This window comes from Sphingomonas sp. J344 (genome assembly GCF_024700005.1).
GTDB lineage: Bacteria > Pseudomonadota > Alphaproteobacteria > Sphingomonadales > Sphingomonadaceae > Sphingomonas.
Genome location: NZ_JAJONB010000002.1, coordinates 434,972 through 460,871 on the forward strand (window position 1 = coordinate 434,972; position 25,900 = coordinate 460,871).

The 25,900-nt window shown below is 66.0% G+C and carries 20 protein-coding genes, 1 tRNA gene and 3 pseudogenes; 13 read left to right on the forward strand and 11 right to left on the reverse strand.

The genetic code is table 11. From position 1 onward, the window contains the following. Window positions 1-83: 83 nt before the first annotated feature. From rpsA to LRS12_RS18305, 3 genes are all read left to right on the forward strand, one after another. Window positions 84-1,796, forward strand: coding sequence for a 30S ribosomal protein S1 (gene rpsA, locus LRS12_RS18295; RefSeq protein WP_257845908.1), 1,713 nt, complete (start codon window positions 84-86; stop codon window positions 1,794-1,796). 183 nt (window positions 1,797-1,979) lie between these two features. Further along, a complete protein-coding gene (locus LRS12_RS18300; RefSeq protein WP_257845909.1) occupies window positions 1,980-2,258 on the forward strand; it encodes an integration host factor subunit beta in 279 nt (92 codons plus the stop codon). 62 nt (window positions 2,259-2,320) lie between these two features. Then, window positions 2,321-2,407 (forward strand) — tRNA-Leu (locus LRS12_RS18305). 3 nt (window positions 2,408-2,410) lie between these two features. Here the strand turns inward: LRS12_RS18305 and LRS12_RS20475 are convergent. The 3 genes and pseudogenes from LRS12_RS20475 to LRS12_RS18315 form a co-directional block, all read right to left on the reverse strand. After that, complete coding sequence (locus tag LRS12_RS20475) at window positions 2,411-2,551, reverse strand: helix-turn-helix domain-containing protein (RefSeq protein WP_374581700.1); 141 nt, start codon at window positions 2,549-2,551, stop codon at window positions 2,411-2,413. A gap of 161 nt (window positions 2,552-2,712) precedes the next feature. After that, a pseudogene (locus LRS12_RS20480) lies at window positions 2,713-3,747 on the reverse strand (sigma-54-dependent transcriptional regulator); the annotation flags it as partial. Then, on the reverse strand, window positions 3,744-5,522 hold the full coding sequence (locus LRS12_RS18315; protein WP_257845910.1) for an ATP-binding protein: 1,779 nt from the start codon (window positions 5,520-5,522) through the stop codon (window positions 3,744-3,746). The gene LRS12_RS18315 and the pseudogene LRS12_RS20480, both read right to left, overlap by 4 nt. A gap of 200 nt (window positions 5,523-5,722) precedes the next feature. Between LRS12_RS18315 and LRS12_RS18320 the strand changes: the two genes are divergently transcribed. Genes LRS12_RS18320 through LRS12_RS18335 form a run of 4 tightly spaced genes read left to right on the forward strand, consistent with a single transcriptional unit; the run spans window position 5,723 to window position 11,107 of the window. After that, window positions 5,723-7,057, forward strand: coding sequence for a dicarboxylate/amino acid:cation symporter (locus LRS12_RS18320; protein WP_257845911.1), 1,335 nt, complete (start codon window positions 5,723-5,725; stop codon window positions 7,055-7,057). A gap of 60 nt (window positions 7,058-7,117) precedes the next feature. After that, window positions 7,118-10,192, forward strand: coding sequence for a TonB-dependent receptor domain-containing protein (locus LRS12_RS18325; protein WP_257845912.1), 3,075 nt, complete (start codon window positions 7,118-7,120; stop codon window positions 10,190-10,192). Continuing rightward, window positions 10,192-10,326: a hypothetical protein gene (locus LRS12_RS18330; protein WP_257845913.1), complete on the forward strand. Its 135-nt coding sequence runs from the start codon at window positions 10,192-10,194 to the stop codon at window positions 10,324-10,326. The genes LRS12_RS18325 and LRS12_RS18330 overlap by 1 nt, the downstream gene beginning before the upstream one ends. Beyond that, a complete protein-coding gene (locus LRS12_RS18335) occupies window positions 10,289-11,107 on the forward strand; it encodes an alpha/beta hydrolase (RefSeq protein WP_257845914.1) in 819 nt (272 codons plus the stop codon). The genes LRS12_RS18330 and LRS12_RS18335 overlap by 38 nt, the downstream gene beginning before the upstream one ends. 169 nt (window positions 11,108-11,276) lie before the next feature. Here the strand turns inward: LRS12_RS18335 and LRS12_RS18340 are convergent, their stop codons facing one another. Further along, a complete protein-coding gene (locus tag LRS12_RS18340) occupies window positions 11,277-12,944 on the reverse strand; it encodes an MFS transporter (protein WP_257845915.1) in 1,668 nt (555 codons plus the stop codon). A 178-nt stretch (window positions 12,945-13,122) separates the two neighbouring features. Here LRS12_RS18340 and acs point away from each other — a divergent pair. After that, window positions 13,123-15,070: pseudogene (gene acs / locus LRS12_RS18345) on the forward strand (acetate--CoA ligase). Here the strand turns inward: acs and pobA are convergent. From pobA to LRS12_RS18380, 7 genes and pseudogenes are all read right to left on the reverse strand, one after another. Beyond that, a pseudogene (pobA, locus tag LRS12_RS18350) lies at window positions 15,067-16,236 on the reverse strand (4-hydroxybenzoate 3-monooxygenase). The pseudogenes acs and pobA sit on opposite strands and share 4 nt — an antisense overlap. A 40-nt stretch (window positions 16,237-16,276) precedes the next feature. Further along, window positions 16,277-17,224, reverse strand: coding sequence for a Gfo/Idh/MocA family oxidoreductase (locus tag LRS12_RS18355; protein WP_257845916.1), 948 nt, complete (start codon window positions 17,222-17,224; stop codon window positions 16,277-16,279). A 97-nt stretch (window positions 17,225-17,321) separates the two neighbouring features. Further along, window positions 17,322-18,203 (reverse strand): class III extradiol dioxygenase subunit beta, encoded by an 882-nt coding sequence (locus tag LRS12_RS18360; protein ID WP_257845917.1) that lies wholly within the window; start codon window positions 18,201-18,203, stop codon window positions 17,322-17,324. A 2-nt stretch (window positions 18,204-18,205) separates the two neighbouring features. Further along, window positions 18,206-18,616 (reverse strand): protocatechuate 4,5-dioxygenase subunit alpha, encoded by a 411-nt coding sequence (gene ligA / locus LRS12_RS18365; protein WP_257845918.1) that lies wholly within the window; start codon window positions 18,614-18,616, stop codon window positions 18,206-18,208. Beyond that, entirely contained in the window at window positions 18,613-19,632 is a 1,020-nt protein-coding gene (locus tag LRS12_RS18370) for an amidohydrolase family protein (RefSeq protein WP_257845919.1), read from the reverse strand. The genes ligA and LRS12_RS18370 overlap by 4 nt, the downstream gene beginning before the upstream one ends. Further along, the gene (locus LRS12_RS18375; RefSeq protein WP_257845920.1) at window positions 19,629-20,540 is read right to left on the reverse strand and encodes an NAD(P)-dependent oxidoreductase; all 912 of its coding nucleotides are present in this window, start codon (window positions 20,538-20,540) and stop codon (window positions 19,629-19,631) included. Before LRS12_RS18375 ends, LRS12_RS18370 begins: the two co-directional genes overlap by 4 nt. A 157-nt stretch (window positions 20,541-20,697) precedes the next feature. Beyond that, complete coding sequence (locus LRS12_RS18380) at window positions 20,698-21,906, reverse strand: LysR family transcriptional regulator (protein WP_257845921.1); 1,209 nt, start codon at window positions 21,904-21,906, stop codon at window positions 20,698-20,700. A 118-nt stretch (window positions 21,907-22,024) separates the two neighbouring features. Here LRS12_RS18380 and ligK point away from each other — a divergent pair, with 118 nt between their 5' ends. The 5 genes from ligK to LRS12_RS18405 are packed head-to-tail and all read left to right on the forward strand — an operon-like array spanning window position 22,025 to window position 25,778. Beyond that, a complete protein-coding gene (ligK, locus tag LRS12_RS18385) occupies window positions 22,025-22,699 on the forward strand; it encodes a 4-carboxy-4-hydroxy-2-oxoadipate aldolase/oxaloacetate decarboxylase (RefSeq protein ID WP_257845922.1) in 675 nt (224 codons plus the stop codon). Then, window positions 22,692-23,747 carry a 4-oxalomesaconate tautomerase gene (locus tag LRS12_RS18390; RefSeq protein WP_257845923.1) on the forward strand — a complete coding sequence of 352 codons (1,056 nt, stop codon included), beginning with the start codon at window positions 22,692-22,694 and terminating at the stop codon, window positions 23,745-23,747. The genes ligK and LRS12_RS18390 overlap by 8 nt, the downstream gene beginning before the upstream one ends. After that, window positions 23,744-24,619 carry an amidohydrolase gene (locus LRS12_RS18395; protein WP_257845924.1) on the forward strand — a complete coding sequence of 292 codons (876 nt, stop codon included), beginning with the start codon at window positions 23,744-23,746 and terminating at the stop codon, window positions 24,617-24,619. The genes LRS12_RS18390 and LRS12_RS18395 overlap by 4 nt, the downstream gene beginning before the upstream one ends. Then, window positions 24,616-25,398, forward strand: coding sequence for an MFS transporter (locus LRS12_RS18400; RefSeq protein ID WP_257845925.1), 783 nt, complete (start codon window positions 24,616-24,618; stop codon window positions 25,396-25,398). Before LRS12_RS18395 ends, LRS12_RS18400 begins: the two co-directional genes overlap by 4 nt. Beyond that, on the forward strand, window positions 25,314-25,778 hold the full coding sequence (locus tag LRS12_RS18405; protein WP_257845926.1) for a hypothetical protein: 465 nt from the start codon (window positions 25,314-25,316) through the stop codon (window positions 25,776-25,778). Before LRS12_RS18400 ends, LRS12_RS18405 begins: the two co-directional genes overlap by 85 nt. The last annotated feature ends 122 nt before the right edge of the window (window positions 25,779-25,900 follow it).

Sequence of the window (25,900 nt, forward strand, 5' to 3'; positions counted from 1 at the left end):
TCGGCCGCCGCGGCATTTCGGCCTAAAAGACCGCTGGATCCAACCAGCCGGCCGGAAAAACGATAGTTAGGACTGAACCCTTTATGGCCTCTACGGCAAACCCCACGCGCGACGATTTCGCCGCGCTTCTCGACCAGACGCTCGGCGGCGCAGAAAGCTTTGAAGGCCGCGTTGTCATCGGCACCGTCACCGGCATCGAAAACGATCTCGCCGTCATCGACGTGGGCCTCAAGAGCGAAGGCCGCGTGCCGCTGCGCGAATTCGCAGCGCCGGGCCAGAAGGCCGACCTGAAGGTCGGCGACGAAGTCCAGGTCTATGTCGACCGCGTCGAGAATGCGAACGGCGAAGCGATGCTCAGCCGCGACCGCGCCCGCCGCGAAGCCGCATGGGACACGCTGGAGCTCGAATTCAGCCAGGGCAACCGCGTCGAGGGCGTGATCTTCGGCCGCGTCAAGGGCGGCTTCACTGTCGACCTGTCGGGCGCCGTGGCGTTCCTGCCGGGTTCGCAGGTCGATATCCGTCCGGTCCGCGACGTTCAGCCGCTGATGGACCTGCCGCAGCCCTTCCAGATCCTGAAGATGGACCGCAAGCGCGGCAACATCGTCGTGTCGCGTCGCGCCGTCCTCGAAGAGAACCGCGCCGAGCAGCGTTCGGGCCTGATCCTGAGCCTCGCCGAGGGTCAGGTGATCGACGGCGTCGTCAAGAACATCACCGATTACGGTGCGTTCGTCGACCTGGGCGGCATCGACGGCCTGCTGCACGTCACCGACCTCAGCTACAAGCGCGTCAACCACCCGTCGGAAGTCCTGAACATCGGCGACACCGTCAAGGTTCAGATCATCCGCATCAACCGCGACACCCAGCGTATCTCGCTCGGCATGAAGCAGCTTGAGAGCGATCCTTGGGATGGTGCCGGTTCGAAGTATCCGGTCGGCGCGAAGCTGACCGGTCGCGTGACCAACATCACCGAATATGGCGCCTTCGTCGAGCTGGAAGCCGGTATCGAGGGTCTTGTCCACGTGTCGGAGATGAGCTGGACCAAGAAGAACGTCCATCCGGGCAAGATCGTGTCGACCAGCCAGGAAGTCGATGTGATGGTGCTCGAGGTCGATCAGGACAAGCGCCGCATCAGCCTTGGCCTCAAGCAGGCCCAGCAGAATCCGTGGGAAGCCTTTGCGGCTGCGCACCCGGTCGGCACCGAAGTCGAGGGCGAAGTCAAGAACGCCACCGAATTCGGCCTGTTCATCGGCCTGGACAACGACGTCGACGGCATGGTGCACATGTCGGACATCGCGTGGGGCATTTCGGGCGAGGACGCGCTGGCGCTGCATCGCAAGGGCGAGATGGTCAAGGCCGTCGTCCTGGCGGTCGAGCCGGACAAGGAACGCATCAGCCTCGGCATGAAGCAGCTTGAGCGCGGTGGCGTGCCGACCCCGGCAGCAGGCGGCGCAGGTTCGCGCGTCAACAAGAACGAGGTGGTCACCGTGACCGTGCTCGAAGTCCGCGACGCGGGTCTCGAAGTCCAGGTGGGCGACGATGGCGTGACCGGCTTCATCAAGCGCACCGACCTTGGCCGCGACCGCGACGAGCAGCGTCCGGAGCGCTTCCAGGTCGGCCAGAAGTTCGACGCGATGGTCACCGGCCTCGACCGTTCGAAGAAGCCGACCTTCTCGGTCAAGGCGATGCAGATCGCCGAAGAGAAGCAGGCGGTGGCGCAGTATGGCTCGTCCGATTCGGGCGCGTCGCTGGGCGACATTCTCGGCGAAGCGCTCAAGGCGCGCGAAGAGAAGAAGTGATCGGGCAGCGGGCGGGCGTTTCGACGCCCGCCCGTTTCCTGTCTTTTCAACGGCTTCAGACGATTGTTTCAAAAATTCCGTCGCGGCAAGCAATATTCCGTTGCCGCGATGCTCAAACCCCGCGTAAACCCATGTTAACATCGCCAGGTCGGCACCATGCCGCGGCGGAAACTGGGGACGCACATGATTCGGTCGGAACTCGTTCACATGCTCGGCGCGGACAATCCCGACCTGTCGGCGCGGGAGATCGAGCGGATCGTCGATATCTTCTTCGAAGAAATCACCACACGTCTGGTTGAGGACGGTCGAGTCGAGTTGCGCGGCTTCGGCGCCTTCTCCACCCGCGCCCGTGATGCCCGCACCGGTCGCAACCCGCGCACCGGCGAAGCGGTCAATGTGGATGCGAAGCGCGTCCCCTATTTCAAGCCCGGCAAGGAAATGCGCGTCCGTCTCAACGTCTGAGCGCTGTGCCCGGCCTAAGTGCTTGGCACATCAACCTGAGACGGATAGAGCCAGCTCATCCTGCGGGCGTGGCGGAATGGTAGACGCACCGGACTTAAAATCCGTTGGGCCGCAAGGCCCGTGGGGGTTCAAGTCCCCCGCCCGTACCAGCCTCAACGTCCCTTCCGAAAGTCGGCCGCCGCCAGGCCAGCGCGAGCCATCTTGTCATAAAAGGTCTTGCGCGGAATGCCGAGCAGTTCGATCGCGCGGACGACATTGCCGCGCGTCGCCTGCAACGCTTCGCGCAGCAGCATCGCCTCATAGGCCGCCACGCGATCGGGCAGGCTCTGGCTCGCCGCGACGGGGCCGGTGCCGTCGACCAGGTCAAGCACCGCACTGAACGCGAAATTGCGCAGCTCGCGCACATTGCCCGGCCAGTCATGGTCGAGCAAATGGCGGCGGATCGCGTCGGTCATGCGGAATCCCGTCTGCCCGGTCTGCGCCACCGCCTCGGCGACGAAGGCGGCAAACAGCTGGCCGATATCAGACCGGCGTTCGCGCAAGGGCGGGATCGACAGCCGCACGACGTTGAGCCGGAAATAAAGGTCGCTGCGAAACGCCCCTTCCCGCGATAGCGCCATCAAATCGCGCTTCGCCGACGCGATGACGCGCAAGTCGAGCGGGATCGGACGCTCGGCACCGACCGGCAATACCTCGCGCTCTTCCAGCACGCGCAGGAGGCGCGGCTGGACGTCGAGCGGCATGCCGTCGATATCGTCGAGGAACAACGTGCCCCGGCTCGACGCCTCGATCCGGCCGCTACGTTCGAACCGGCCATGCGGTACGGCGTCGGCGGCGTGGCCGAACAGCTCGATCTCGGCATGCGCCTCGGGCAGCGCTGCGCAGTTGACCGCGACAAAGGTGCGCGCGGCGCGGGGGAGGCGCGGTGAAGCATTGCCGCGACGAGTTCCTTGCCGGTTCCGGTCTCTCCCTCGATCAGCACGTCGACCTCGGCGCGGGCGACTTGCGCGACGCTTTCGCGCAACCGCACGATTGCCGGGCTGTCACCGATCAATGGGCTGTCCGGCGGGCTGGCGGCAGCGGCGCGAAGTGCACGGTTGTCGAGGATCAGCCGGCGATGCGCGAGCGCGCGGCGGACGGCGGCGACGAGGTGATCTGCCGCGAACGGCTTGGACAGGAAATCGAACGCGCCGTCACGCAGTGCACCGACCGCCATCGGCACATCGGCATGGCCGGTGATGAGGATGACCGGCAGTTCGACATCCAGAGCGCGCAGGCGGGCGAAGAGCTGCAGCCCGTCCATCCCGGGCATCCGGATGTCGCTGACGACTACGCCGGCAAAGTCTGGACCGATCGTGGCGAGCAGCGAGGCTGCATCGGCAAAGGCCCGCACCGGCAGCCCCGCCAGTTCGAGCGTCTGGACATTCGCCTCGCGCAGCTGGGCGTCGTCATCGACGAAAAAGACGGTCTGATCGGCTTCGGCAATCATGCGCGCAACAGCGTCAGCTCGAACCGCGCGCCCTCCGTCGTCTCAGCCAAGGTCAGTTCACCCCCGAAATCGCGGGCAATATCGCGCGAGATGGCGAGGCCGAGGCCGAGCCCCTCCTCACGCCCGGTGACGAAGGGGGTAAAAAGCTGGTCGCGCAAGTCTGCGAGCACGCCAGGTCCGTTGTCGGTCACGACGATACGCGCGCGGTCCTCCTGCCCCTCCACCGCGATCGAGATGCGCGGGTCGGATTGCCCGGCGAGCACATCGAGCGCGTTCTGGACAAGGTTGATCAGAATTTGTTCCAGCCGCACGCGGTCCGCGATGACGCGGATCGCAGGGTCCCCGGTTCGATCCAGCGCAACGCCGACGGCGCGGACGCGGTCGCCGATCAACAGCATGGCCGAGTCGATCGCCGATCCGATCTCGACCGCGCCGACTTCGGGCGTCCGCTTGCGCGCAAAGCTGCGCAGCTCGCCGGTGATCGCGCCGATCCGCTCGGTCAATGCGCTGATCCGGCCGAGATTGTCGGTCGCCCGAGCCGCATCGCCCCGGTTGAGCAGCTGGCGCGCATTATCGGCAAAGGTACGGATCGCCGCGACCGGCTGGTTGATCTCATGCGCGACGCCAGCGGTGATCTGGCCAAGCGAGCCGAGGCGGCTGGCCTGCGCCAACTCCTCCCGCGCGGCGCGGTAGCGCTGGTCCGCGCGCGCGCGTTCGGCGCTTTCGGCCTCAAGCTGACGGTTGGTGTCGCGCAGTTCGGCGGTACGCTCGGCAACCTGGGTTTCAAGCGCCGCACGGGCGGCGTCCTGGAGCAGTTGCCGTTCACGTGCGCGCCACAACAGCAACAGCGCTCCGACGATCAATACGAAGGCAGCGAGTGTGACGAGCCGGGCATTGGCGTTGGCACTGACGAGCGCGGGGCGGAGCGGCATCAGGACATGGAGCCGCGCACCGGACAGGGGAGCGGCGACCGACGCAACGCGACGATCCCCTGCCGCGTCGCCTTCGCCCACATCCGCGCCATCGATGGTCAACGGCAGCGGGTCGAGCGGAAGGCTGCCATATTGGCGGGTGGTGCGGATCGCCTGACGACTGGCGGAGGAGAGCGGCGCGAGGGTGCGGAAACGCCAGTCGGGGCGACCGGTGACGATCACTACTCCGTGCCGGTCGGTGACGATTGTCGCCCCCTGCTGCCCCGCCCAGGCGGACTGGACGCGCTCGAACTCGATCTTGACCACGACGACGCCCAACGGGCGCGCCGCGCTACCGATCCGCTGGGCAAGATACAGGCCCGGCACCCCGCTGACGGTTCCGAGCGCGAAGAGCTCGGCGCTGCCGTCGCGCATGGCGTCACGGAAATAGGGACGAAATCCGTAGTTCTGGCCGACAAAGCTGGTCGGCAGGCGATGGTTGCTCGCCGCGACGGTCTTGCCCTGTGCATCGATGACATAGATCGCCGCCGCGTCGGTTCGCTCGGCGAGCAGCTCAAGCCGCGCATTGACCCGCCCGGCGACCGCCGCCGTCGGCGCTTCGAGCAGTGCGGGTACATCGGGATATTCGGTGAGCACGAGCGGAAGCAACCGGAACTTTTGCAGCTCGCTGGTCAACAGCCCGGCGTTGGCGCGCGCCAGCTCCGCCGCCGCCGCATCGGTCGTCGCGACCGCCTGCCCCCGTGCCCAGCGCGACGCGCCGAACCCGACCAGCGCGACCAGCGCCAATCCAATTGCCGCGACGAGCGCCAGGCGGCGCGGAAGGCGAGTCGTCCCTATCTCCATGCGGGCGAGATATCACACAATGATAGAAATCAATGCGCGGAAATTCGCACATTTTTTCAGGCAGGAGACCCTCTCAATTGCCATAACTATCTGTTTTAGCGCGATATCATGCCACGCTTCACCATCCCCCCCTGTCCCCACCATACTCGCAGCAACTATAGCCAGACGGGCCAATCAAGGCACGCATGAGGGGATGGTTGATGGCGGTTGCACTCGATTACGCGGCGGAACCCGCAAAGCCCGGGCGCTGGTACACCCAGCTCTATGTCCAGGTGCTGATCGCGATCGCGGCAGGCGTCGCAATCGGCTTCTTCTGGCCGGGCGTTGGCGAAGCGCTCAAGCCGCTGGGCGATGCCTTCATCAAGCTGGTCAAGATGATCATCGCGCCGGTGATCTTTCTTACGCTGGTCACGGGCATCGCCGGGATGACCGAGTTGCGTTCGGTCGGTCGGGTCGCGGGCAAGGCGTTCGCCTATTTCCTGTTCTTCTCGACGCTGGCGCTGGTCGTTGGGCTCGTCGTCGCCAACACGGTCCAGCCTGGCGCTGGCATGAATGTCGATCCGGCCACACTGAATACCGGGGCGGTCGAAGGCTATGTCGCCAAAGCGCATGAAAGCGGCATCATCGAATTTCTGATGGCGATCATCCCGACGACCCTGGTGTCGGCGCTGACCGGTGATCAGCTGCTCCCGGTGCTGCTCGTCGCAATCCTGTTCGGAATTTCGCTGTCGATGGTCGGCGAACCTGCAGCACCAGTGCGTGACATGCTCGAGCGGATCGGGCTGGTGGTATTCAAGCTGGTCGGGATCCTGATGCGGGCGGCACCGATCGGCGCATTCGGCGCGATGGCCTTTACGATCGGCAAATACGGCATCGAATCGCTTGCCAATCTCGCCGGTCTGGTCGCGACCTTCTACCTCACTTCGCTGATCTTCGTGGTCGTCGTGCTGGGCATCGTCGCGAGGCTCGCCGGATTCTCGATCTTCAAGCTGATTCGCTATCTCAAGGCCGAGCTGTTGCTGGTGCTCGGTACCTCATCGTCCGAAAGCGCGCTGCCGAGCCTCATGGACAAGATGGAGCGCGCCGGTTGCGAAAAGTCCGTCGTCGGGCTGGTCGTACCGACCGGCTATTCGTTCAACCTCGACGGCACTAACATCTACATGACGCTGGCGGCGTTGTTCATCGCGCAGGCATGCAATGTCGATCTGACGCTGGGCGATCAGATCGCGCTGCTGCTGATCGCGATGATCTCGTCCAAGGGCGCGGCTGGTGTGACCGGTGCGGGGTTCATCACGCTCGCCGCGACGCTGTCGATCGTGCCGTCGGTTCCGGTCGCTGGCATGGCACTGATCCTGGGCATCGATCGCTTCATGAGCGAGTGCCGCAGCCTCACCAATTTCATCGGCAACTCGGTCGCGACGGTCGTCGTCGCGCGCTGGGACAATGCCCTGGACAAGGATGCGCTCGACCGCGCGCTGTCGGGCCATGCTCCCTCGGGACCGGCATGGCCGGCCGCTGAAACCGATCCGGACTGATCGAAGACAAGGGGAATGGCGGACGTCGAAGCCGCCTTCTCAGGACAGGGAGAGAAGACAATGACCGACCGCAACAGGCTCCGCATGCTGGCTACCGGCTCCGCACTTGCCGCGCTGGCGATCGCACTGCCCGCACACGCACAGGACGCACTCCCCGCCGATCCGGCAAGCGAGGAAGCCGCGCCCGCGCAGGAGGTTGTCGTCGTCGGCTCCCAGATCAAGGGCAAGGACATCACCACCGCCCTCCCCGTCTCCGTTATCGACCGCGCGCAGATCGACGCGACCGGCGCGCTGTCGGGCGACGACCTGATCCGGTCGATCCCCCAGGCGGGCGACGTGACCTTCAACGAAGCCAACAACCCGCAGACCAGCAACGCCGCGCGCGGCGACGTCAATTCGATCAACCTGCGCAATCTCGGCGTGGGCAACACGCTGGTTCTGCTCAACGGCCGCCGCATGGTCAGCCACCCGACCAGCCAGGCCGGTGACGGCAACGTGCCCGTGCTCGGCTACAACTCGAACGCGCTCCCCGTCGCGGGGATCGAACGGCTTGAGATTTTGCGCGACGGTGCGGCGGCGATTTATGGCGCGGACGCGGTCGCGGGCGTGGTCAACACCGTGACGCGGGGTGACTATGACGGCGGCGAGTTGAACCTGCGCTATGGCTATGCCGAGGGGACGCACCGAAAGGAGTTCGAGGGCACCGGCCTGATCGGCAAGACGTTCGACGAAGGGCGCGGGAATTTCTCGCTTTTCGTCAACTATGTCCGCCGCACCGCGCAGCTGGCCGAGGACCAGCCTTATACCGCAACCGACAATCTCCTGTCCTTCTTCGCCAACGATCCCGCCTATGCCGGCAACCTCGCCGCAGACGGACGCGCCACGCAGAGCCCGTGGGCGAACCTGGCGGTGGTCGGCGGCCCCGGCACGATCCGGCGCAGCCCGGGCAACCAGGCGCTGACCTCCTCGGCGGGCGCGTTCCACACCCAGTCGTCGCTCAACCCCGGTTGCGCGGTCACGGTCAACACCGATGTCTGCTTCGGCACCGGCACCCGCGCGACTGCAACGACGCTGCGCAACGAGCGGTTCGACACCCGCCCCGGCACCACCGTCACCCCGTCATTCAACCGCTACAACGCCTTCTTCACCGGGCGGTACGAGGTGAGCGATGCAGTCGAGCTCTATACCGAACTCGGCTATTACCTCGCCGACACGCAGCGCATTCAGCCGCCGACGATCAACCTCAACGCGATCGTGATTCCGGCAAGCAATTACTGGAACCCGTTCGGCCCGGTGACCTTCGCCAATGGACAGGCCAACCCGAACCGCATTCCCGGCCTGACCAACGTGCCCGCCGCGGGCCTGCCCGTGCGCCTCACAACCTATCGTTTCGTCGATGCGGGCAATCAGCTGGTCGAGGTCGAGAATTGGCAGTCGCGCTTCCTGTTGGGAGCGCGCGGCAAGATCGGGACGTTCGATTACGACACCGGCATCCTCTATTCGGAGGCGCAGGCGCGCGACAGTTCGAACGCGATCGACATGACCGCGCTTCAGCGCAACCTCGCGCTGTCGACCCCGGATGCCTACAACCCGTTCAGCGGCGGCTGCTCGGCCACGCCCTCGCTCGGCGACTGTTCGCCCGCCAGCGCGGCGACGATCGACGCGATCAGCTTCAACCTCGTCCGAAAGTCCAAGACGACCCTGCTGCTCGGCGATTTCAAGCTGTCAAACTCCAGCCTGTTCGACCTGCCCGGCGGCGGCGTCGGCATCGCGTTCGGCGTCGAAGGGCGGCGCGAGACGCAGCGGGATATTCGCGATCCGAATCTCAACGGCCAGATCACCTTCACCGACATGGTGACCGGCGAAACCAACCTGTCCAACGTCGCCGCGGTCAGCCCGACCCCTTCGGTGTTCGGCAGCCGGACCGTGCTGTCCGCCTATGCCGAACTCGCCGTGCCGCTGGTATCGCCGGAGATGGACGTACCGCTGGTCCACCGTCTCGACCTGCAGATCGCAGGACGGGCCGAGGAATATTCGGACTTTGGATCGGTGGCAAAGCCCAAGGTCGCGGCCGCGTGGGATATCGTCGACGGACTCCGGCTGCGCGGTTCGTGGTCGCAGGGCTTCCGCGCACCGAACCTGGAGCAGACCAAGACCGTCGCCTACTCGCGGCTCAACTCGAACACCGATTATTATCGCTGCGAAGCCGATCTGCGCGCCGGACGGATCGCCACCTATTCGGCGTGCAGCCGGGGGATCAGCTATGCGATCTTCATCAGCGGCAACCCGGATCTGAAGCCGGAGGAGAGCACCAACTGGACGGTCGGCACAGTCATCGAGCCCAAGTTCATCCCCAGCCATCTCGGCCGCCTGACGCTGACCGCGGATTTCTGGTCGATCCAGCAGACCGGGATCGTCGGCCAGTTCGGCGCACAGAACGCGCTGGTGCTCGACTATTTGCTGCGGCTGCAGGGGTCGAGCAACCCGAACGTGATCCGCGCCGCACCCACCGCCGATGACACACCGGTGTTCGCGGGCACCAATCTGCCCGCCGCAGGTGCGGTCACGCGGATCAATGACCAGTTCGTCAATTTGCTGCCCCAGACGGTGCAGGGCGTCGATCTCGCCGTACTCTACAATGTCCGCACCGATATCGGGCGGTTCGATGTGGCGTTCAACGCGGCGCGCCTGACGAAGTTCTCGCGTGAGACGCCGCCGGCGGTGCAGGCGCTGTTCGACGCGCGCGCGGCGGGACAGATCAACGCCGCCACTCCGCTGACCGACGCCAGCGACCTGATCGAGCAGCGCGGGCGCCCGAAGTGGCGCGTCACCGGATCGCTCACCTGGAGCCACCAGGGGTTCCAGATCGGCGCGTTCGGCAATTATATCGGCACGGTGTACGATACCAACTTCCTCGACACCAACGGCAACCCGTACAAGGTCGAGGGCAAGGCGTTCTTCAATCTCTACGCCCAGTATCGCATCCGCAAGGGACCGTTGGAGGACACCCGGTTCCGCATCGGCGCACGTAACGTGTTCGACACCGATCCGCCGATCGTCGCTGATGGCTATCTGGGATCGCTCTACGTTCCCTATGGCCGCTATCTCTACGCATCGATCGGCAAGCGGTTCTGATGCGCTGGATCGTCGCGCTTGCCCTGCTCTGCGTCGCGGTTCCGGCTGCGGCGCAGAGTGAGGTCATCACGCTGTGGCCGGGCGCGATGCCGGGCGGTGGGACCGCTGCGGGGCCGGAAAAAGACCGGCAATGAGGGCGCTGCGACCGGCGCGGTCTCCAATGTCACCGTCCCGCGCATGGTGGTGGTGCGGCCGAAAAAGCCCAACGGGGCGGCGGTGCTGGTGATCGGCGGCGGCGGCTATTTCCGCATCCAGATCGGCAGTGCGGCAATGCCGACGGCCGAGTGGCTGGCGAAGCGCGGGGTGACCGCCTTCGTGCTCTATTACCGCCTCCCGGGTGACGGGTGGGCCTCCGAGGTGCCTTTCCAGGACGGGCAGCGCGCCATGCGACTGCTGCGCGGCAACTGGAAAACGCTGGGAATCGACCCCAAGCGGATCGGCGTCATCGGCTTCTCGGCGGGCGGGCATCTCGCGGGGACGCTGGCGACGCGCGGGGCGCATGATTTCTACCCCGCGATCGACGCGGTGGACACTGTCAGCGCCGTGCCGGACTTTGCCGGGCTGATCTATCCGGTGATCTCGATGCGCGCGCCGATCGATACGACGCGGACCGCGCGCTATGTCAGCAAGCTGCCCGATTGGCGCAATGCCTTCTCGGTCGAGGCGCAGGTGACTGGCACGACCCCGCCGATCTTCCTCGCCCATGCCTATGACGACCCAACCGCCGATGTCGCGCACAGCCTGAGGCTCGCGGCGGCGATGCATGCGGCAAAGCGCCCGGTCGAGATGCATTTGTTCCAGCGCGGCGGGCATAGCTGGGGGGCTGGGCAAGCCCGGCGAGCCGGTCGCAGCATGGCCCCGCTTGTTCGCCAGCTGGGCGCGGTCGAACGGGTGGCTGGTGAGCGCGGCTGCTGACCAATAGCTCCCCTCCCTGAAAGGGAGGGGCCGGGGGTGGGTGCGCGCGTCTGCGCGCTCCAAAGACTCGTCGCCTGAAACAGAAGCGGCGGACAAGGCATCGAGCCTCGTCCGCCGCTAAACCCGCCCCTAGCCCCTCCCTTTCAGGGAGGGGAAGTCGGCATACACCCTAATCGTCGATATTCTTTCGGAACGTTTCGGGCAGGAACAGCAGACCGACCACCAGCGTCAGCCCGGCGACCACGATCGGATACCACAAGCCGTAATAGATATCCCCGGTCGCCGCGACCATCGCGAACGCCGTGGTCGGCAGGAACCCGCCGAACCAGCCATTGCCGATATGATATGGCAGCGACATCGACGTGTAGCGGATATTGGTCGGGAACAGTTCGACCAGCATCGCCGCGATCGGGCCATAGACCATCGTCACCAGCAGCACGAGCCAGGTGAGGATCGCCACGACCAACGGCTTGTTGATTGCCGCAGGATCGGCCTTGGACGGATAGCCGGCAGCGGTCAGAGCAGCCTTCAGCTCGCCCTGAAACGTGCTGATCGCAGCCTTGCGGTCGGCTCCGGTCACCTGCGCCGGATCGGGTGCGGTGAATGTCGCATCGCCGATCTTGACCTGCGCGATCGTCCCCGCCGCCGCCTCGACCGTGCTGTAGCTGATCGCATTCTTGGCAAGGAATGCCTTGGCGATGTCACAGCTCTTGCTGTCGAACTTGTTGCCGCCGACCGGATCGAACTGGAGCGAGCAATCGGCGTCGTTCGTCACCACCGTGACCGGCGCGGCGGCGGCGGCACGGGCGAGTGCTGGATTGGCTGCCGAAGACAGCGCCTGGAACGCCGGGAAATAGGTCAGCACTGCCAGCGCGCAGCCTGCCATGATGATCGGTTTGCGCCCCACCTTGTCCGAGAGCCAGCCGAAGAAGATGAAGAACGGCGTGCCGATGGCGAGTGCGATGGCGATCAGGATATTGGTGGTCGCACCATCGACCATCAGCATCTTTTCAAGGAAGAACATCGCGTAGAACTGGCCGGTGTACCAGACCACCGCCTGCCCCGCGACCGCGCCGAGCAACGCGATCAGCACCCATTTGAGGTTGCCCCATTTGCCGAACGCCTCGGTCAGCGGTGCCTTTGACGTCTTGCCCTCGGCCTTCATCTTCGCGAACACCGGGCTCTCTTCGAGTTGAAGGCGAATCCACAGCGACACGCCGAGCAGCAGAATCGAGATCAGAAACGGCACGCGCCAGCCCCAGTCCCTGAACGCCTCTTCACCCACCAAGGTGCGCGTGCCGATCACGACAAGCAGCGCCGCGAACAGCCCAAGCGTCGCGGTCGTCTGGATGAAGCTGGTATAGAGCCCGCGTTTGTTGTTCGGCGCATGCTCGGCGACATAGGTCGCCGCCCCGCCATATTCGCCGCCGAGCGCAAGTCCCTGGATCAACCGCATCAGGATCAGCAGCACCGGGGCAGCGACGCCGATCGTGGCGTAGGACGGCAACAGGCCGACGACGAAGGTCGCAAAGCCCATCAAGCCCATGGTGACGAGAAATGTGTTCTTGCGCCCCACCAGATCGCCGATCCGCCCGAACACCAGCGCGCCGAACGGCCGCACCGCGAACCCCGCCGCGAATGCCGCGAGCGCGAAGATGAAACCGGTCGTCTCGTTTACGCCCGAAAAAAACTGCGCCGAGATGATCGTGGCGAGCAGGCCGTACAGGTAGAAATCATACCATTCGAACACGGTACCGAGGGAGGAGGCGGTGATGACCAGCTTTTCGCTCTGGGTCGCCTTGTGATGCTTGGGCAATTCGTCCGCTTCCGTGGCCATCGGCCCTTCTCCCCTATATTCCTTCCGCGCACGGTGCCGCGGACGGGGAAGCATGCCGCAGACCGTGTCGCGCTGCTATCCCGACAAAGGTCGCAGTTCTACGACGAGAGTCGGACTGACCTGCGCCCCGTGATGCGCTAACGCGGAGCCAAGCGCCCGGCGCGAACAGGAGAGTGAGATGGCCCAGACGATCTTCCCGGTACCCGAGCAATGGGCGGCGAATGCACTGGTCGACGCGGACGGCTATGACGCCATGTATCGGCGCTCGGTCCAGGATCCCGAGGGCTTCTGGCGTGAGGCGGCACAGCGGATTGACTGGATCACGCCGTTCACGCGGGTGAAGGACACCAGCTTCGACGAGGCCGATTTCGGCATCGCCTGGTTCAGCGACGGCACGCTCAACATCAGCGCCAATGCGCTCGACCGGCACCTGGCCGAGCGCGGCGACGCAACCGCGATCCTGTGGGAGGCGGATAGCCCCGACGAGCCCCACCGTGTCATCACCTATCGCGAACTGCACGTCGATGTCTGCCGCTTCGCCAATCTGCTGAAAGCGCAGGGCGTGAGGCGCGGCGAGCGCGTCACCCTCTACCTCCCCATGGTGCCGGAGGCTGCGGTGGCGATGCTCGCCTGCGCGCGCATCGGCGCGATCCATTCAATCGTGTTCGCCGGCTTCTCCCCCGACGCGCTCGCCGGGCGAATCCAGGATTGCGACAGCCGCATCGTGCTGACCGCCGATGAAGGACTGCGCGGCGGCAAGCGCATTCCGCTCAAGGCCAATGTCGATGCGGCCCTCGCCCGCTGTCCGGGGGTCGAGCGGGTCATCATGCTCCGCCGCACCGGTGCCGACGTGCCGATGATATCGGGCCGTGATATCGACTGGGCGGAAGCATCCAGCCAGAGCGCCGACTGCGCGCCCGAGGCGATGGGCGCGGAGGACCCGCTGTTCATCCTCTACACCTCAGGATCGACCGGCAAGCCCAAGGGCGTGCTGCACACCACCGGCGGCTATGCCGTGTGGACGTCGATGACGCACGAATATGTCTTCGATTATCGTCCCGGCCAGATCTACTGGTGCGCCGCCGATGTCGGATGGGTCACCGGCCACTCTTATGTCGTGTACGGCCCGCTGATGAATGGCGCGACGAGTGTGATGTTCGAGGGGGTGCCCAACTTCCCCGATCACAGTCGCTTCTGGCAGGTGGTCGACAAGTTCGGGGTCGAGATCTTCTACGCCGCCCCCACTGCGTTGCGCGCGCTGATGCGCGAGGGCGACGACTGGGTGACGCGCACCAGTCGCAGCAGCCTGCGCCTGCTCGGCAGCGTCGGCGAGCCAATCAATCCCGAGGCATGGGAATGGTATCACCGCGTCGTCGGCGAGGGCCGCTGCCCGATCGTCGACACCTGGTGGCAGACCGAAACCGGCGGCGCGATGATCACCCCCCTGCCCGGCGCGACCGCGCTCAAGCCGGGGTCGGCGAGCAAGCCGTTCTTCGGCGTCCAGCCCGCATTGCTCGACAATGACGGCAACGAGATCACCGGCGCGGGCGACGGCTGCCTCGTCATCACCGACAGCTGGCCCGGCCAGATGCGCACCGTGTGGGGCGACCACGACCGCTTCTTCCAGACCTATTTCAGCACGTTCAAGGGCCGCTATTTCACCGGCGACGGCTGCCGCCGCGACGCGGATGGCTATTACTGGATCACCGGCCGCATCGACGACGTGATCAACGTGTCAGGCCACCGCATGGGCACCGCCGAGATCGAAAGCGCACTCGTCGCCCACCACAAAGTCGCCGAAGCCGCGGTGGTCGGCATGTCGCACGACATCAAGGGCCAGGGCATCTACGCCTTCGTCACCACCAATGCCGAAGTCGAGCCCGACGCCGCGCTGCGCGCCGAGCTGATCAAATGGGTGCGCCAGGAAATCGGGCCGATCGCCACCCCCGACGTGATCCAGTTCGCCCCCCGCTCTGCCCAAGACCCGCTCGGGCAAGATCATGCGCCGCATCCTGCGCAAGATCGGCGAGAATGACGTCAGCAACCTCGGCGACACCTCGACCCTCGCCGATCCGTCGGTCGTCGATCACCTGCTCGCCAACCGACCGCAGCTAACAAGGGCCTAAAGCGGCAGCCCGACGTAATTCTCCGCAATCGCGGTCTGCATCGCGGTCGAGCTGGCGAGATAGTCCAGTTCGGCCGCCTGCATCCGGTGTTCGAACGCGCCATCCTCGGGGAAGCGGTGCATCAGCTTGGTCAGCGACCAGCTGAACCGCTCCGCCTTCCAGATGCGCGCCAGCGCCTTCGCCTGATAGCCATCCAGCCCTGCGTCGTCCCCCCTGCTTCAGCGCACCGACCAGCGCATCGCTCAGATAGGCGACATCAGAAGCGGCAAGATTCAGCCCCTTCGCGCCCGTAGGCGGCACGATATGCGCGCTGTCCCCAGCGAGAAACAGCCGACCATGCCGCATCGTTTCGAAGACATAGGAGCGCAGCGGCGCGATCGACATCTCCAGCGCCCGACCGCGCGTCACGCCATGTTCGCTGATCGGGTCGAACCGTGCCGCGAGTTCGTCCCACAAAGATCTTCGCTCCAGTCCTCCACGCGATCGGTCAGCGGGACCTGGATATAATAGCGGCTGCGCGTCTTCGAGCGCATCGAGGCGAGCGCGAAGCCGGCATCGGTATTAGCGTAGATCAGCTCATCATGGCACGGCGGCACGTCTGCCAGGATGCCGAGCCAGCCAAACGGGTAGACCCGCTCGAACTCACGCACCGCATGCGCCGGGATCGCCTTGCGCGACGGCCCATGGAACCCGTCGCACCCCGCAATATACGCGCAGTCGAGCCGCTGCGTCGCGCCATCCTTCACATAGGTGACGAACGGCGAATCGCCCTCGATCTCATGCAGCGCCACGTCGCCCGCCTCATACACAATCTCCAGCCCGCGCCCAGGCGCCGCGTCCATCAGGTCACGGGTCAGCTCGGTCTGGCCATAGACAGTGACATGTTTTCCGGTCAGCGCGGTGATGTCGATGCGGATCAGCCGGTCGTTGGTGGCGAGGTTGAACCCTGCCTCGACCAGCCCCTCCGCCTTCATCCGCGCATCGATGCCCAGCCGCGTCATCAGGTCGGTGGTGACCGTCTCCAGCACCCCCGCCCGAATGCGGCCGAGCACATAATCGGGCGCCGCGCGCTCGACGACGACGCAATCCACCCCCGCCTGACACAACAGATGGCCGAGCAACAGGCCCGACGGCCCTGCCCCGATGATCGCAACCTGGGTCTTCATGTCATTCCCCCAAGGCCGCCCGTACGCGGCCGATTGACGTTCAGCGCGCCGCGTTCAGCTGCTGCTCCAGCTGGTGCAGCACGCGGTAGCAGGGCAGCACCTGCGCAACGCTGGCATTGGGTTCGCGGCCCTCGCGGATCGCGGCGACGAATTCGCGGTCCTGCAGCTCGATCCCGTTGGTCGAAACCGTCACGCCGGTCAGGTCGACCGGCTCTTCGCGCCCGGTCACCAGATCGTCATAGCGCGCGATCCAGGTGCCGTTGTCGCAGATATAGCGGAAGAAGGTACCGAGCGGCCCGTCATTGTTGAACGACAGGCTGAGCGTACAGATCGCCCCGCTTTCCGCCTTGAGCTGGATCGACATGTCCATCGCGATGCCGAGTTCCGGGTGGTGCGGGCCTTCGATCGCGTTGGCCGCCACGATCGGTCCGGCCTGATAGGCGAACAGGTCCACCGTATGCGCGGCATGATGCCACAGCAGATGGTCGGTCCAGCTGCGCGCCTCGCCCTTCGCGTTCATGTTCTGGCGGCGGAAGAAATAGGTCTGCACATCCATCTGCTGGACGTTCAGTTCGCCCGCCGCGATCTTGCGATGGAGATACTGGTGGCTCGGGTTGAAGCGGCGGGTATGCCCGACCATCGCGGTCAGGCCGGTCTCCTGCGCCTTGGCCAGCACCGCCTCGCCATCGGCCAGGCTGTCGCACAGCGGGATTTCGACCTGCACATGCTTGCCCGCGTCCATGCACTGGATCGCCTGCGCCGCATGCATCTGGGTCGGGGTGCACAGGATCACCGCGTCGAGCCCCGGCTGCTCCAGCGCCTCGGCGAGCTCGGTGGTCGCGTGCGGAATGCCGTATTTATCGGCCACCGCCTGCGTCGGTTCGAGCCGGCGCCCGACGACCGAGATCACCTCGACCCCGTCGATGTTCTTGAGCCCGTCGAGATGCTTTTCGCCGAATGCCCCGGCGCCTGCGAGTGCGATTTTCATGTTTCGCTCCAGTCTAATTCGTCACCCCAGCGAACGCTGGGGTCTCATGAGGTTTGCCCTTGCCGCCCGAGACCCCAGCGTTCGCTGGGGTGACGGATCAGGCCGCGACCCCGCTCCCCGTCATATCCAGCCCCTCGCCATTGTCGGGGCGCAACACGAGATGCCCGATCGCGGTATTGGAACAGGGCACGTGGTAATGCCGGTGCAGCGCGGCGGTGCGCTTGCCCAGCGCGCCGCGCATGATCAACCACATCACCATCTCGATCCCCTCGGACCCGGTCTCGCGCAGATATTCGATGTGCGGGATGCGGCGCAGGTGATCGCTCTCGCCGATCAGCCCGTCGAGGAACATATTGTCCCATTCGCGATTGATCAGGCCCGCGCGCGGCCCCTGCAACTGGTGGCTCATGCCCCCGGTGCCCCACACCTGCACGTTCAGATCCTCGGGGAAGCTCGCCACCGCGCGCGCGATTGCCTCGCCCAGCGCCCAGCAGCGATTGCCCGATGGCGGTGGATAGGTGACGACATTGACCGCCAGCGGAATGACCTTGCACGGCCACACGTCGGGCGTCCCGAACATCATCGACAGCGGGACGGTCAGTCCGTGATCGACCTCCATCTCATTGATGATCGTCATGTCGAATTCGTCGAGGACCAGGCTCTGCGCGATGTGCCAGGCCAGGTCGGGATGGCCCTCCACGTCCGGCACCTTGCGCGGGCCCCAGCCCTCGTCGGCGGGCTTGTAGCGCTCGCCGCAACCGATCGCGAAGGTCGGGATGATCTTCATGTCAAACGCCGACGCGTGGTCGTTATAGACCAGGATGACGACGTCGGGCTTTTCGGCCTTCTCCCATTCGCGGGTCCAGTCATAGCCGGCGAAGATCGGGCCGAAATAATCGTCGCGATCCTTGGCCTGATCGACGGCTACGCCCAGCAGCGGGACATGGCTCGACGCGACGCCTGCGGTGATGCGGGCCATGGTTATTTACCTTCCTTGATCGATCGGACGCCTTGGGGCGAACGCCCGCCGCGCATCATCATCTCGCGATATTCGGGGAAGCTCATGTCGGTCATCGTGCTGACCGCCTCGGCAAAGGCGATGCCGTCGGTCGAGAAGAGCTTCGAGAGGAAATAGACGTTGCCGCCTAGGTCCAGGCACTTGTTGTAATCGCGGGCGAGCAGCGCCTGCTTGGCTTCCTCGCTCAGCGGCCATTCGTCGAGATAGGCGCGCTCGTCCGCCTTGAACCGCTCGCGGTTCTCCGCCTTCATCAGGCTCATCGCGAACTGGTTCATGTGGTACCCGGCACGCGCGCGCTTGGCAGTGAACACGCGGGTGCCGGGAATATCCTCGAACTCGGCAAGATAGGCGTGGATGTCGCTATGGTCACTCACAGGCCGCGCTCCTTCAGCTTGGCATCGAGACGGGGGAAGACGCGGCGGGCGTTGCCGGAAAAGATCGCCGCGCGCTCGGCATCGCTGATGTCCAGCGCGTCGACATAGCGCTTGGTGTCGTCGAAATAATGCCCGGTGGTGGGATCGATCCCGCGCACCGCGCCGACCATCTCCGACCCGAACAGGATGTTCTTGTTCTCGATCACGTCCGCCAGCAGGTCGACGCCCGGCTGGTGATAGACACAGGTGTCAAAGAAGATGTTGTTCATCAGATGCGTGTCCAGTGACGGCTTCTTCAGCATGTCGGCAAGGCCACGATAGCGCCCCCAATGGTACGGTACTGCGCCGCCGCCATGCGGAATGATGAAGCGCAACGTCGGGAAATCGGCGAACAGATCGCCCTCCAGCAACTGCATGAAGGCGACCGTGTCGGCCGCGATGTAATAGCCGCCGGTCGCATGCATCGCCGGGTTGCAGCTGCCCGAGACATGGATCATCGCCGGGACGTCCAGCTCGACCATCTTCTCGTAGAAGGGGTACCAATAGCGGTCGGTCAGCGGCGGATGGGTGAAATGCCCGCCGCCCGGATCGGGGTTGAGGTTGCACCCGATAAAGCCGAGTTCGGTCACGCAACGCTCCAGCTCGGCGATGCTGGCGGTCATGTCGGCCTTGGGCGATTGCGGCAGCATGCACACGCCGACAAACGTCTCGGGGAACAGCCCGACGACGCGCGCGATCAGGTCGTTGCAGCGCCGCGCCCATTCGATCGCGACACCCTCGTCCCCGACATGCGGCGCCATCGCCGATGCGCGGGGGGAAAAGATCGTCAGGTCCGCACCGCGCTCCTTGATCAGGCGCAGCTGGTTCGCCTCGATCGTCTCGCGGATCTCGTCGTCGCTGATCTCGGGATAGGGCGGACACGGCGTCCCCGCCTTGAACGCCGCCTTCTGCTCCTCGCGCCAGGCATCGTGCGCCTTGGGCAGGACGGTGTAATGGCCGTGGCAGTCGATGATCACGCGGCACTCTCCCCAGATTCACTTATCGTCACCCCGGCCTTGAGCCGGGGCCCAGCTTCCTCTTCAACGCCAGCAAGCACTGCCAGCTTCGCCGTCAGCCCCTCCGGCGGCGTTATGCCCAACGCCCCTAGCTCCCGCTGACGCTGGATCGTGTCCCGCGTCATCGCCGGATCGACGCCCAGATCGCTCAGCGTTTTCGCAACCTCTTCCATCTCCGCCGCGCGACGAGTGCCGTGCGCCAGCATGCGGTCGAGATTATAATCGGCCCGCTCCGCCCAGCCCTGTTCCTTCCAGCTCGCGTCGAGCGAGGCGAGCACCGCATCGCGCACCCCTGCCCGCTCCGCGGCCAGCACGCATTCGGCGGTCAGCGCCTCCAGCCCCTTGACCATCACCGACCGGATCATCTTGATCGCCGACGCATCGCCGACCTTCGGGCCTGCGACCGACACGTTGGTAAACCCGTAGCTGCGCAGCGCCTCGCTCGCTTCCAGTGCATGCGGTCCGGCGACCAACAGCGGCACCGCGAGCCGGGCGGGCAGCACCGGCGCCATCACCGCGACATCGACATACCGTCCGCCCGCCGCTTCGATCGCCGCCGCCGCATCGCGCTTGGTCCCCGGCGCGACACTGTTCATGTCGAACCACAAGGCTCTCGCGCGGAGCAAGGGCGCGCATCGCTGCGCCGCGACCAGCGCCTGATCGGCCGTCACCAGGCTGAGCACCGCATCGGCCTGTGCCAGCGCCCCCGCCGGAGTCGCCGACCAGCGCACTTCAGCCCGTTCGAACTCGGCGATCTTGATGAGGCGGGTTTCCGGAGCTTCGGACTTGATGTCGAATGCGGCAATATCGGGACGTGCGAACGCCTGTCCCGCTTCGCCAAAACCGATCAAGGCGACCGCTTCGTGCATCACGCGCCACTCGCGTGTCGCGCGTTGCAAAGCGCCTCAGCAACCGCAACGGCGGCGCGAGGCGCATCACAAGAACAATGTTGTTCGCGTTGCAGTGGCATGATTTCGGGGCTTAGTCGTGCTTGCCCCGACAGGGCTAATCCAATTGGATTTGCGCCTATCGATTTTCCTGACTTCTCGTCTCGATTGTCGCGCGGTGGAGCAGGTCGATGAAGCGTGCCTGGCTGGCGGTGGGGCGCCAGCCTGCGCGGGTGCTGATGCCGATGGTGCGGACCGCGCCGGGGAGTTGCGGGCCGACGCGCTCGAGCATCCCCGCGCCCACCTCCAGCGCGACCTGATCGGGGGAGAGCAGGGTCAGCAGATCGCTCTGTACCAGCAGGCCGCGGATCACCATCACCGAGCCGCATTCGATCGGGACCGGGGGCAGGTCGCGTCCGGCGAACAACGCCTCCCAGTGCGCGCGCAGCGGGGTGCCGACCGGGCCGACGACCCAGGATTGCGCGGCGAGCGTGTCGAGGTCGACTGCGCCGTGCGCCAGCGGATGCCCGCGCCGCCCGAAAATGGCGAGGCGGTCGGTGAACAGCGGCACCTGCTCCACCCCCGGCGGGCAGTCGTCGCGCAACGCGCCGACCATGATGTCGATGATGCCGTCGAGCAGCGGATCGACCAGCTCACGCCACGACCCCTCGACCACATCGACCACGGTGCGCGGCTCCTCGCGGAGGAATTGCGCAAGGCTGTGCGGGAGCAGCAGCGCGCGGCTGAGCGGCATCGCGCCGATCGCGATGCGCCCGCCCTCCCCTTCGTCGCCGCGCGCTTCGGCAATCCCGGCGGAGATCTCTCTCGCAGCAAGCCGCACGCCGCGCGCCAATGTCCGCCCCGCCGGGGTGAGCGCCATGCCACGCCCGCGCCGCTCGGCCAGCGGGGTCGCGCAGACCTGTTCCAGCTCCCGCACCGAGCGGTGCACCGCCGGTTGCGACATGCCGCTCGCCGCCGCCGCGCCGGCAAAGCCCTGTGCGTCGGCGAAGTGGAGGAAGGCATCGAGCTGGGTCGCGGTCATCAGCAGCTCGGGGCGGGCAAAACCGCGCGTCCCGCCGCGCGCCGACCGCCGCGTCGCCGCGGCGAGCTGGTCGAATGCGCGCTCCACCCGCTCGGCCAGCGCTGTGCCTGCCGGGCTGGGCGTGACCCCGTCCGAATGCCGGTCGAACAGGGTGACGCCAAGCTGTTTCTCCAGCTTGGCGAGCCCCTGCGTCAACGCCGGCTGCGACAACCCCGCCGCCTCTGCCGCGCGGTTGAGGCTGCCCTGCGCAATCACCTGACCAAGGGCACGCAGATGGCGGAGATTGAGGTCGAACGGGCGAATCATTCCGCAGACATATCAGAAAATCTTATCGCGGCTCGGAATTTCAGATAGAGAACATGTCGCCGATAAACGCTACATCCGCCCCCTACTTCCATTCGCTTTTTCCCTCGGGAGATGTCCAATGTCGGCACGCGTTGTGCAGAATATCCAGCGCACTCCATTGGACATCGTGGAGGGGCTTGGCCACGCTGGCGTCGCGACGGTGCATGAGGCGCAGGGGCGGATCGGGCTGCTCGCGCATTATATGCGCCCGATCTATTCCGGAGCGCGGATTGCGGGGAACGCCGTCACCATCTCGTCGCCGCCGGGCGACAACTGGATGGTGCATGTCGCGATCGAACAGCTGAAGGAGGGCGACATCCTCGTCCTCGCTCCCACTTCCCCATGCGTCGACGGCTATTTTGGCGATTTGCTGGCGACCAGCGCGATGGCGCGGGGGTGCCGGGGGCTGGTGATCGACGCCGGGGTGCGCGACGTGCGCGACCTGACGCAGATGGGCTTTCCAGTATGGTCGAAGGCGGTGTTCGCGCAGGGGACGGTCAAGAACACGCTGGGGTCGGTCAATGTGCCGATCGTGTGCGCGGGCGCCGCGATCGAGCCGGGCGACGTGATCGTCGCCGATGACGACGGGGTGTGCGTGGTCAAGCGTGCGGATGCCGCCACCGTGCTGGAGGCGGCGCGCAAGCGCGAGGCAGCCGAAGAGGCCAAGCGCGTGCGGCTGGCAGCGGGTGAGCTGGGACTCGACATCTACGACATGCGGCCGCGGCTGGCAGAGATGGGCTTGAAATATGAGTGAGGGCGTCCGCTGCATGTGGATGCGGGGCGGGACGTCCAAGGGCGGCTATTTCCTCGCTGACGACCTGCCCGCCGACACCGCCGCGCGCGATGCCTTCCTCCTGCGGGTGATGGGATCGCCCGATCCGCGCCAGATCGATGGCATGGGCGGCGCCGATCCGCTGACGAGCAAGGTCGCGGTGGTGCGCAAGTCCGCGCGCGACGGGGTCGATGTCGATTACCTGTTCCTGCAGGTGTTCGTCGATCAGGCGATCGTGACGGACGCGCAGAATTGCGGGAATATCCTCGCGGGCATCGGCCCGTTCGCGATCGAGCGCGGGCTGGTAGCGGCGCAGGACGGCGAGACGCGGGTCGCGATCTTCATGGAAAATACCGGACAGGTCGCGGTGGCGACGGTCCAGACGCCAGGCGGCGTGGTCCGTTACGACGGCGATGCGAGCATCAGCGGCGTGCCGGGGACCGCCGCGCCCATTCCGCTTGCCTTTCGCGATACTGCCGGGTCGAGCTGCGGCGCACTGTTGCCTACCGGCAATGGCGTGGACGAGATCGATGGCGTCAAGGTGACGCTGATCGACAATGGCATGCCGTGCGTGGTGATCACCGCCAGCGATATGGGAATCACCGGGTACGAGGACCGCGACACGCTCGACGCCGATGAGGCGATGAAGGCGAAGGTCGAGGCGATAAGGCTGAAGGCCGGGCCGCTGATGAACCTGGGCGATGTGGCCGCGAAATCGGTGCCGAAGATGATGCTGGTCGCGGCGCCCCGCGACGGCGGCGCGATTGCCGTGCGATCGCTGATTCCGCACCGCGTTCATGCCTCGATCGGGGTGCTGGGCGCGGTCAGCGTGGCGACGGCGTGCCTGATCGAGGGGTCACCTGCGGCGGCGCTCGCGGTGGTGCCGGAGGGGCGGACGCTGACCCTGGGCGTCGAGCATCCGACCGGGGTCACCGAGTGCGTGGTGACACTGGATGAAGATGGGACGCCGGTCGAGGCGGGGATGCTGCGCACTGCGCGCAAGCTGATGGATGGAGAGATTTTCGCATGAGCCGCAGCAAGACTTGGGTCGATACGCCGTCAAAGCCGAGCTGGACGCCACCGCCCGGCGCGATCGATGCGCATGTCCATGTGTTCGGACCGGAGGCGGAATTCCCGTTCAGCCCGAAAGCGAAATATCATCCCGAGGACGCGACGCCGGAAATGCTGTTCGCGCTGCGCGACCATCTGGGCCTCAGCCGCAACATCATCGTGCAGGCGAGCTGCCACGGCACCGACAACGCAGCGACGCTGGCGGGAATCGCCAAGTCCGGCGGCCTCGCGCGCGGGGTGGCCGTGGTCGACCCCGATATCGGGGTCGAGGAGCTGAAGGCGCTGCACGAGGGCGGCATTCGTGGCGTGCGCTTCAACTTCCTGAAGCGGCTGGTCGACAATGCGCCCAAGGACAAGTTTCTGGAGATCGCGCGCAAGATCGCGCCGCTCGGCTGGCACGTCATCGTCTATTTCGAGGCGGATATTCTCGAGGAGCTGGTCCCGTTCCTCGAGGCGATCCCGACCACCATCGTCGTCGATCATCTAGGTCGTCCCGATATCGCGCAGGGCCCCGATGGCGCGGATATCACCGCGTTCAAGCAGCTACTCGACACCCATCCTAACATCTGGACCAAGGTGTCGGGGGCGGAGCGCCTGTCGATCCAAGGGCCGCCGTTCGACGATTTCGTCGAGGTGATCCGCCCGGTGGTGGAGCGCTATCCCGATCGCGTACTGTGGGGCACCGACTGGCCGCACCCGAATATGGAACACCGCATCCCCGATGACGGGCAGCTGGTCGATGTGCTGCCGCGCATCGCGCCGACCGCCGAACTCCAACGCAAATTGCTGATCGACAATCCGATGCGGCTTTACTGGCCCGAAGAGATTTGAGCGCCGCGACGGGTCGCCTGATCCTGCTCGGCGCGATCACCGCGCTGGGATCGCTGGCGATCCAGATCATCGTTCCCGCCCTCCCCCTGCTGGCAGCGGGCATCGGCGCAAATGCAGCCGGCGGGCAGCTGGTCATATCGGTCTATCTGGTCGGGCTGGCGCTCGGTCAGCTGGTGTGGGCGCCGGTGGCGGATCATCACGGGCGGCGTCCGGTGCTGCTCGGCGGGATCGTAGTATTTCTGGTCGGCACGCTGGTCTGCGCAGGGGCGGGCGATCTTGCCACGATGCTGTTCGGCCGCGCAATCCAGTCGGTCGGGGCGTCATCGTCATTGGTCACCGGGCGCGCGATGGCGACCGACACCGCGCCCGTGGGCAAGGCCGCCGCGCCGCTCGCGATCCTGACCAGCGTAACCTTGATCTCACCTGCGCTTGCCCCTGCGGTGGGCGGTGTGGTGACCGGGATCGGCGGGTGGCGGGCATTGTTCTGGATCTTGGCAGGGCTGACCCTGATCGGCGGCATGCTGGCATTGCGCATGCTGCCCGAGACGCGGCCTGGCGACCGCGCGCCGCTGCATCCGCACCGCCTGATCGGCAATTACTGGCGGGTGGCGCGGGAGAGCGGGTATCTGCCGCTAGCGACGGCGAATGCGTTGATCAGCGGGGGTTCTACACCTTCCTTGCCGCCTCCCCCTTCGTGCTCGACGCGGCGGGGGCGACGCCGGCGCAGGCGGGGCTGTTCTATTCGGGCGTCGCGTGCGCGATCATCGGCGGGACGCTGAGCGTGCCGATGATCCTGAAGCGCTGGCCGACGCGGTTGAAGGCGGGCGGGACGCTCGTGCTGGGTAGCGGCGCGGTCGCCGTGCTGATCGTCGCGGCGAGCGGCGCACCGCTGGCGGGGCTGTTCGTCGCGATGGCGCTGATCGCGTTCGGCGCGGGGCTGACTGGCCCTGCCCTGCTCGCCGAAGCGATCGAGCGGCAACGCGAGCGGGCGAGCGCGGCGACCAGCCTGTTCGGGACGATGCAGATGGGCGGCGCGGCGCTGATCTCGACGCTGGCGGTGCGGATCGCGCCGGATCCGGCGGTCGAGCTGGCGCTGATCGGGGTGCTGGTGCTGTTGGCGCTGGGGTTAAGGGCGTGGGGTGGGCGAGAAGCGCGCTAATCCTCCCCCGCCAGGGGAGGTGGCAGCGCGGAGCGCTGACGGAGGGGGCGGAAGGGTTGCTGCATGAAGGGAGAGGACGCAGCCGTCCTCCCCTCCGTCGCCTGCGGCGCCACCTCCCTTGC

Excerpts from the sequence above, each read along its gene's own strand:
- LRS12_RS18330 (WP_257845913.1), top strand. The coding sequence starts at position 10,192 with ATGCGCTGGATCGTCGCGCTTGCCCTGCTCTGCGTCGCGGTTCCGGCT.
- LRS12_RS20475 (WP_374581700.1), bottom strand. The coding sequence starts at position 2,551 with ATGCTGCTGCGCGAAGCGTTGCAGGCGACGCGCGGCAATGTCGTCCGC.
- LRS12_RS18380 (WP_257845921.1), bottom strand. The coding sequence starts at position 21,906 with ATGATTCGCCCGTTCGACCTCAATCTCCGCCATCTGCGTGCCCTTGGT.
- ligK (WP_257845922.1), top strand. The coding sequence starts at position 22,025 with ATGTCGGCACGCGTTGTGCAGAATATCCAGCGCACTCCATTGGACATC.
- LRS12_RS18360 (WP_257845917.1), bottom strand. The coding sequence starts at position 18,203 with ATGGCCCGCATCACCGCAGGCGTCGCGTCGAGCCATGTCCCGCTGCTG.
- rpsA (WP_257845908.1), top strand. The coding sequence starts at position 84 with ATGGCCTCTACGGCAAACCCCACGCGCGACGATTTCGCCGCGCTTCTC.
- LRS12_RS18325 (WP_257845912.1), top strand. The coding sequence starts at position 7,118 with ATGACCGACCGCAACAGGCTCCGCATGCTGGCTACCGGCTCCGCACTT.
- LRS12_RS18395 (WP_257845924.1), top strand. The coding sequence starts at position 23,744 with ATGAGCCGCAGCAAGACTTGGGTCGATACGCCGTCAAAGCCGAGCTGG.
- LRS12_RS18315 (WP_257845910.1), bottom strand. The coding sequence starts at position 5,522 with ATGGAGATAGGGACGACTCGCCTTCCGCGCCGCCTGGCGCTCGTCGCG.
- LRS12_RS18390 (WP_257845923.1), top strand. The coding sequence starts at position 22,692 with ATGAGTGAGGGCGTCCGCTGCATGTGGATGCGGGGCGGGACGTCCAAG.
- LRS12_RS18340 (WP_257845915.1), bottom strand. The coding sequence starts at position 12,944 with ATGGCCACGGAAGCGGACGAATTGCCCAAGCATCACAAGGCGACCCAG.
- LRS12_RS18375 (WP_257845920.1), bottom strand. The coding sequence starts at position 20,540 with ATGCACGAAGCGGTCGCCTTGATCGGTTTTGGCGAAGCGGGACAGGCG.
- LRS12_RS18300 (WP_257845909.1), top strand. The coding sequence starts at position 1,980 with ATGATTCGGTCGGAACTCGTTCACATGCTCGGCGCGGACAATCCCGAC.
- LRS12_RS18320 (WP_257845911.1), top strand. The coding sequence starts at position 5,723 with ATGGCGGTTGCACTCGATTACGCGGCGGAACCCGCAAAGCCCGGGCGC.
- LRS12_RS18355 (WP_257845916.1), bottom strand. The coding sequence starts at position 17,224 with ATGAAAATCGCACTCGCAGGCGCCGGGGCATTCGGCGAAAAGCATCTC.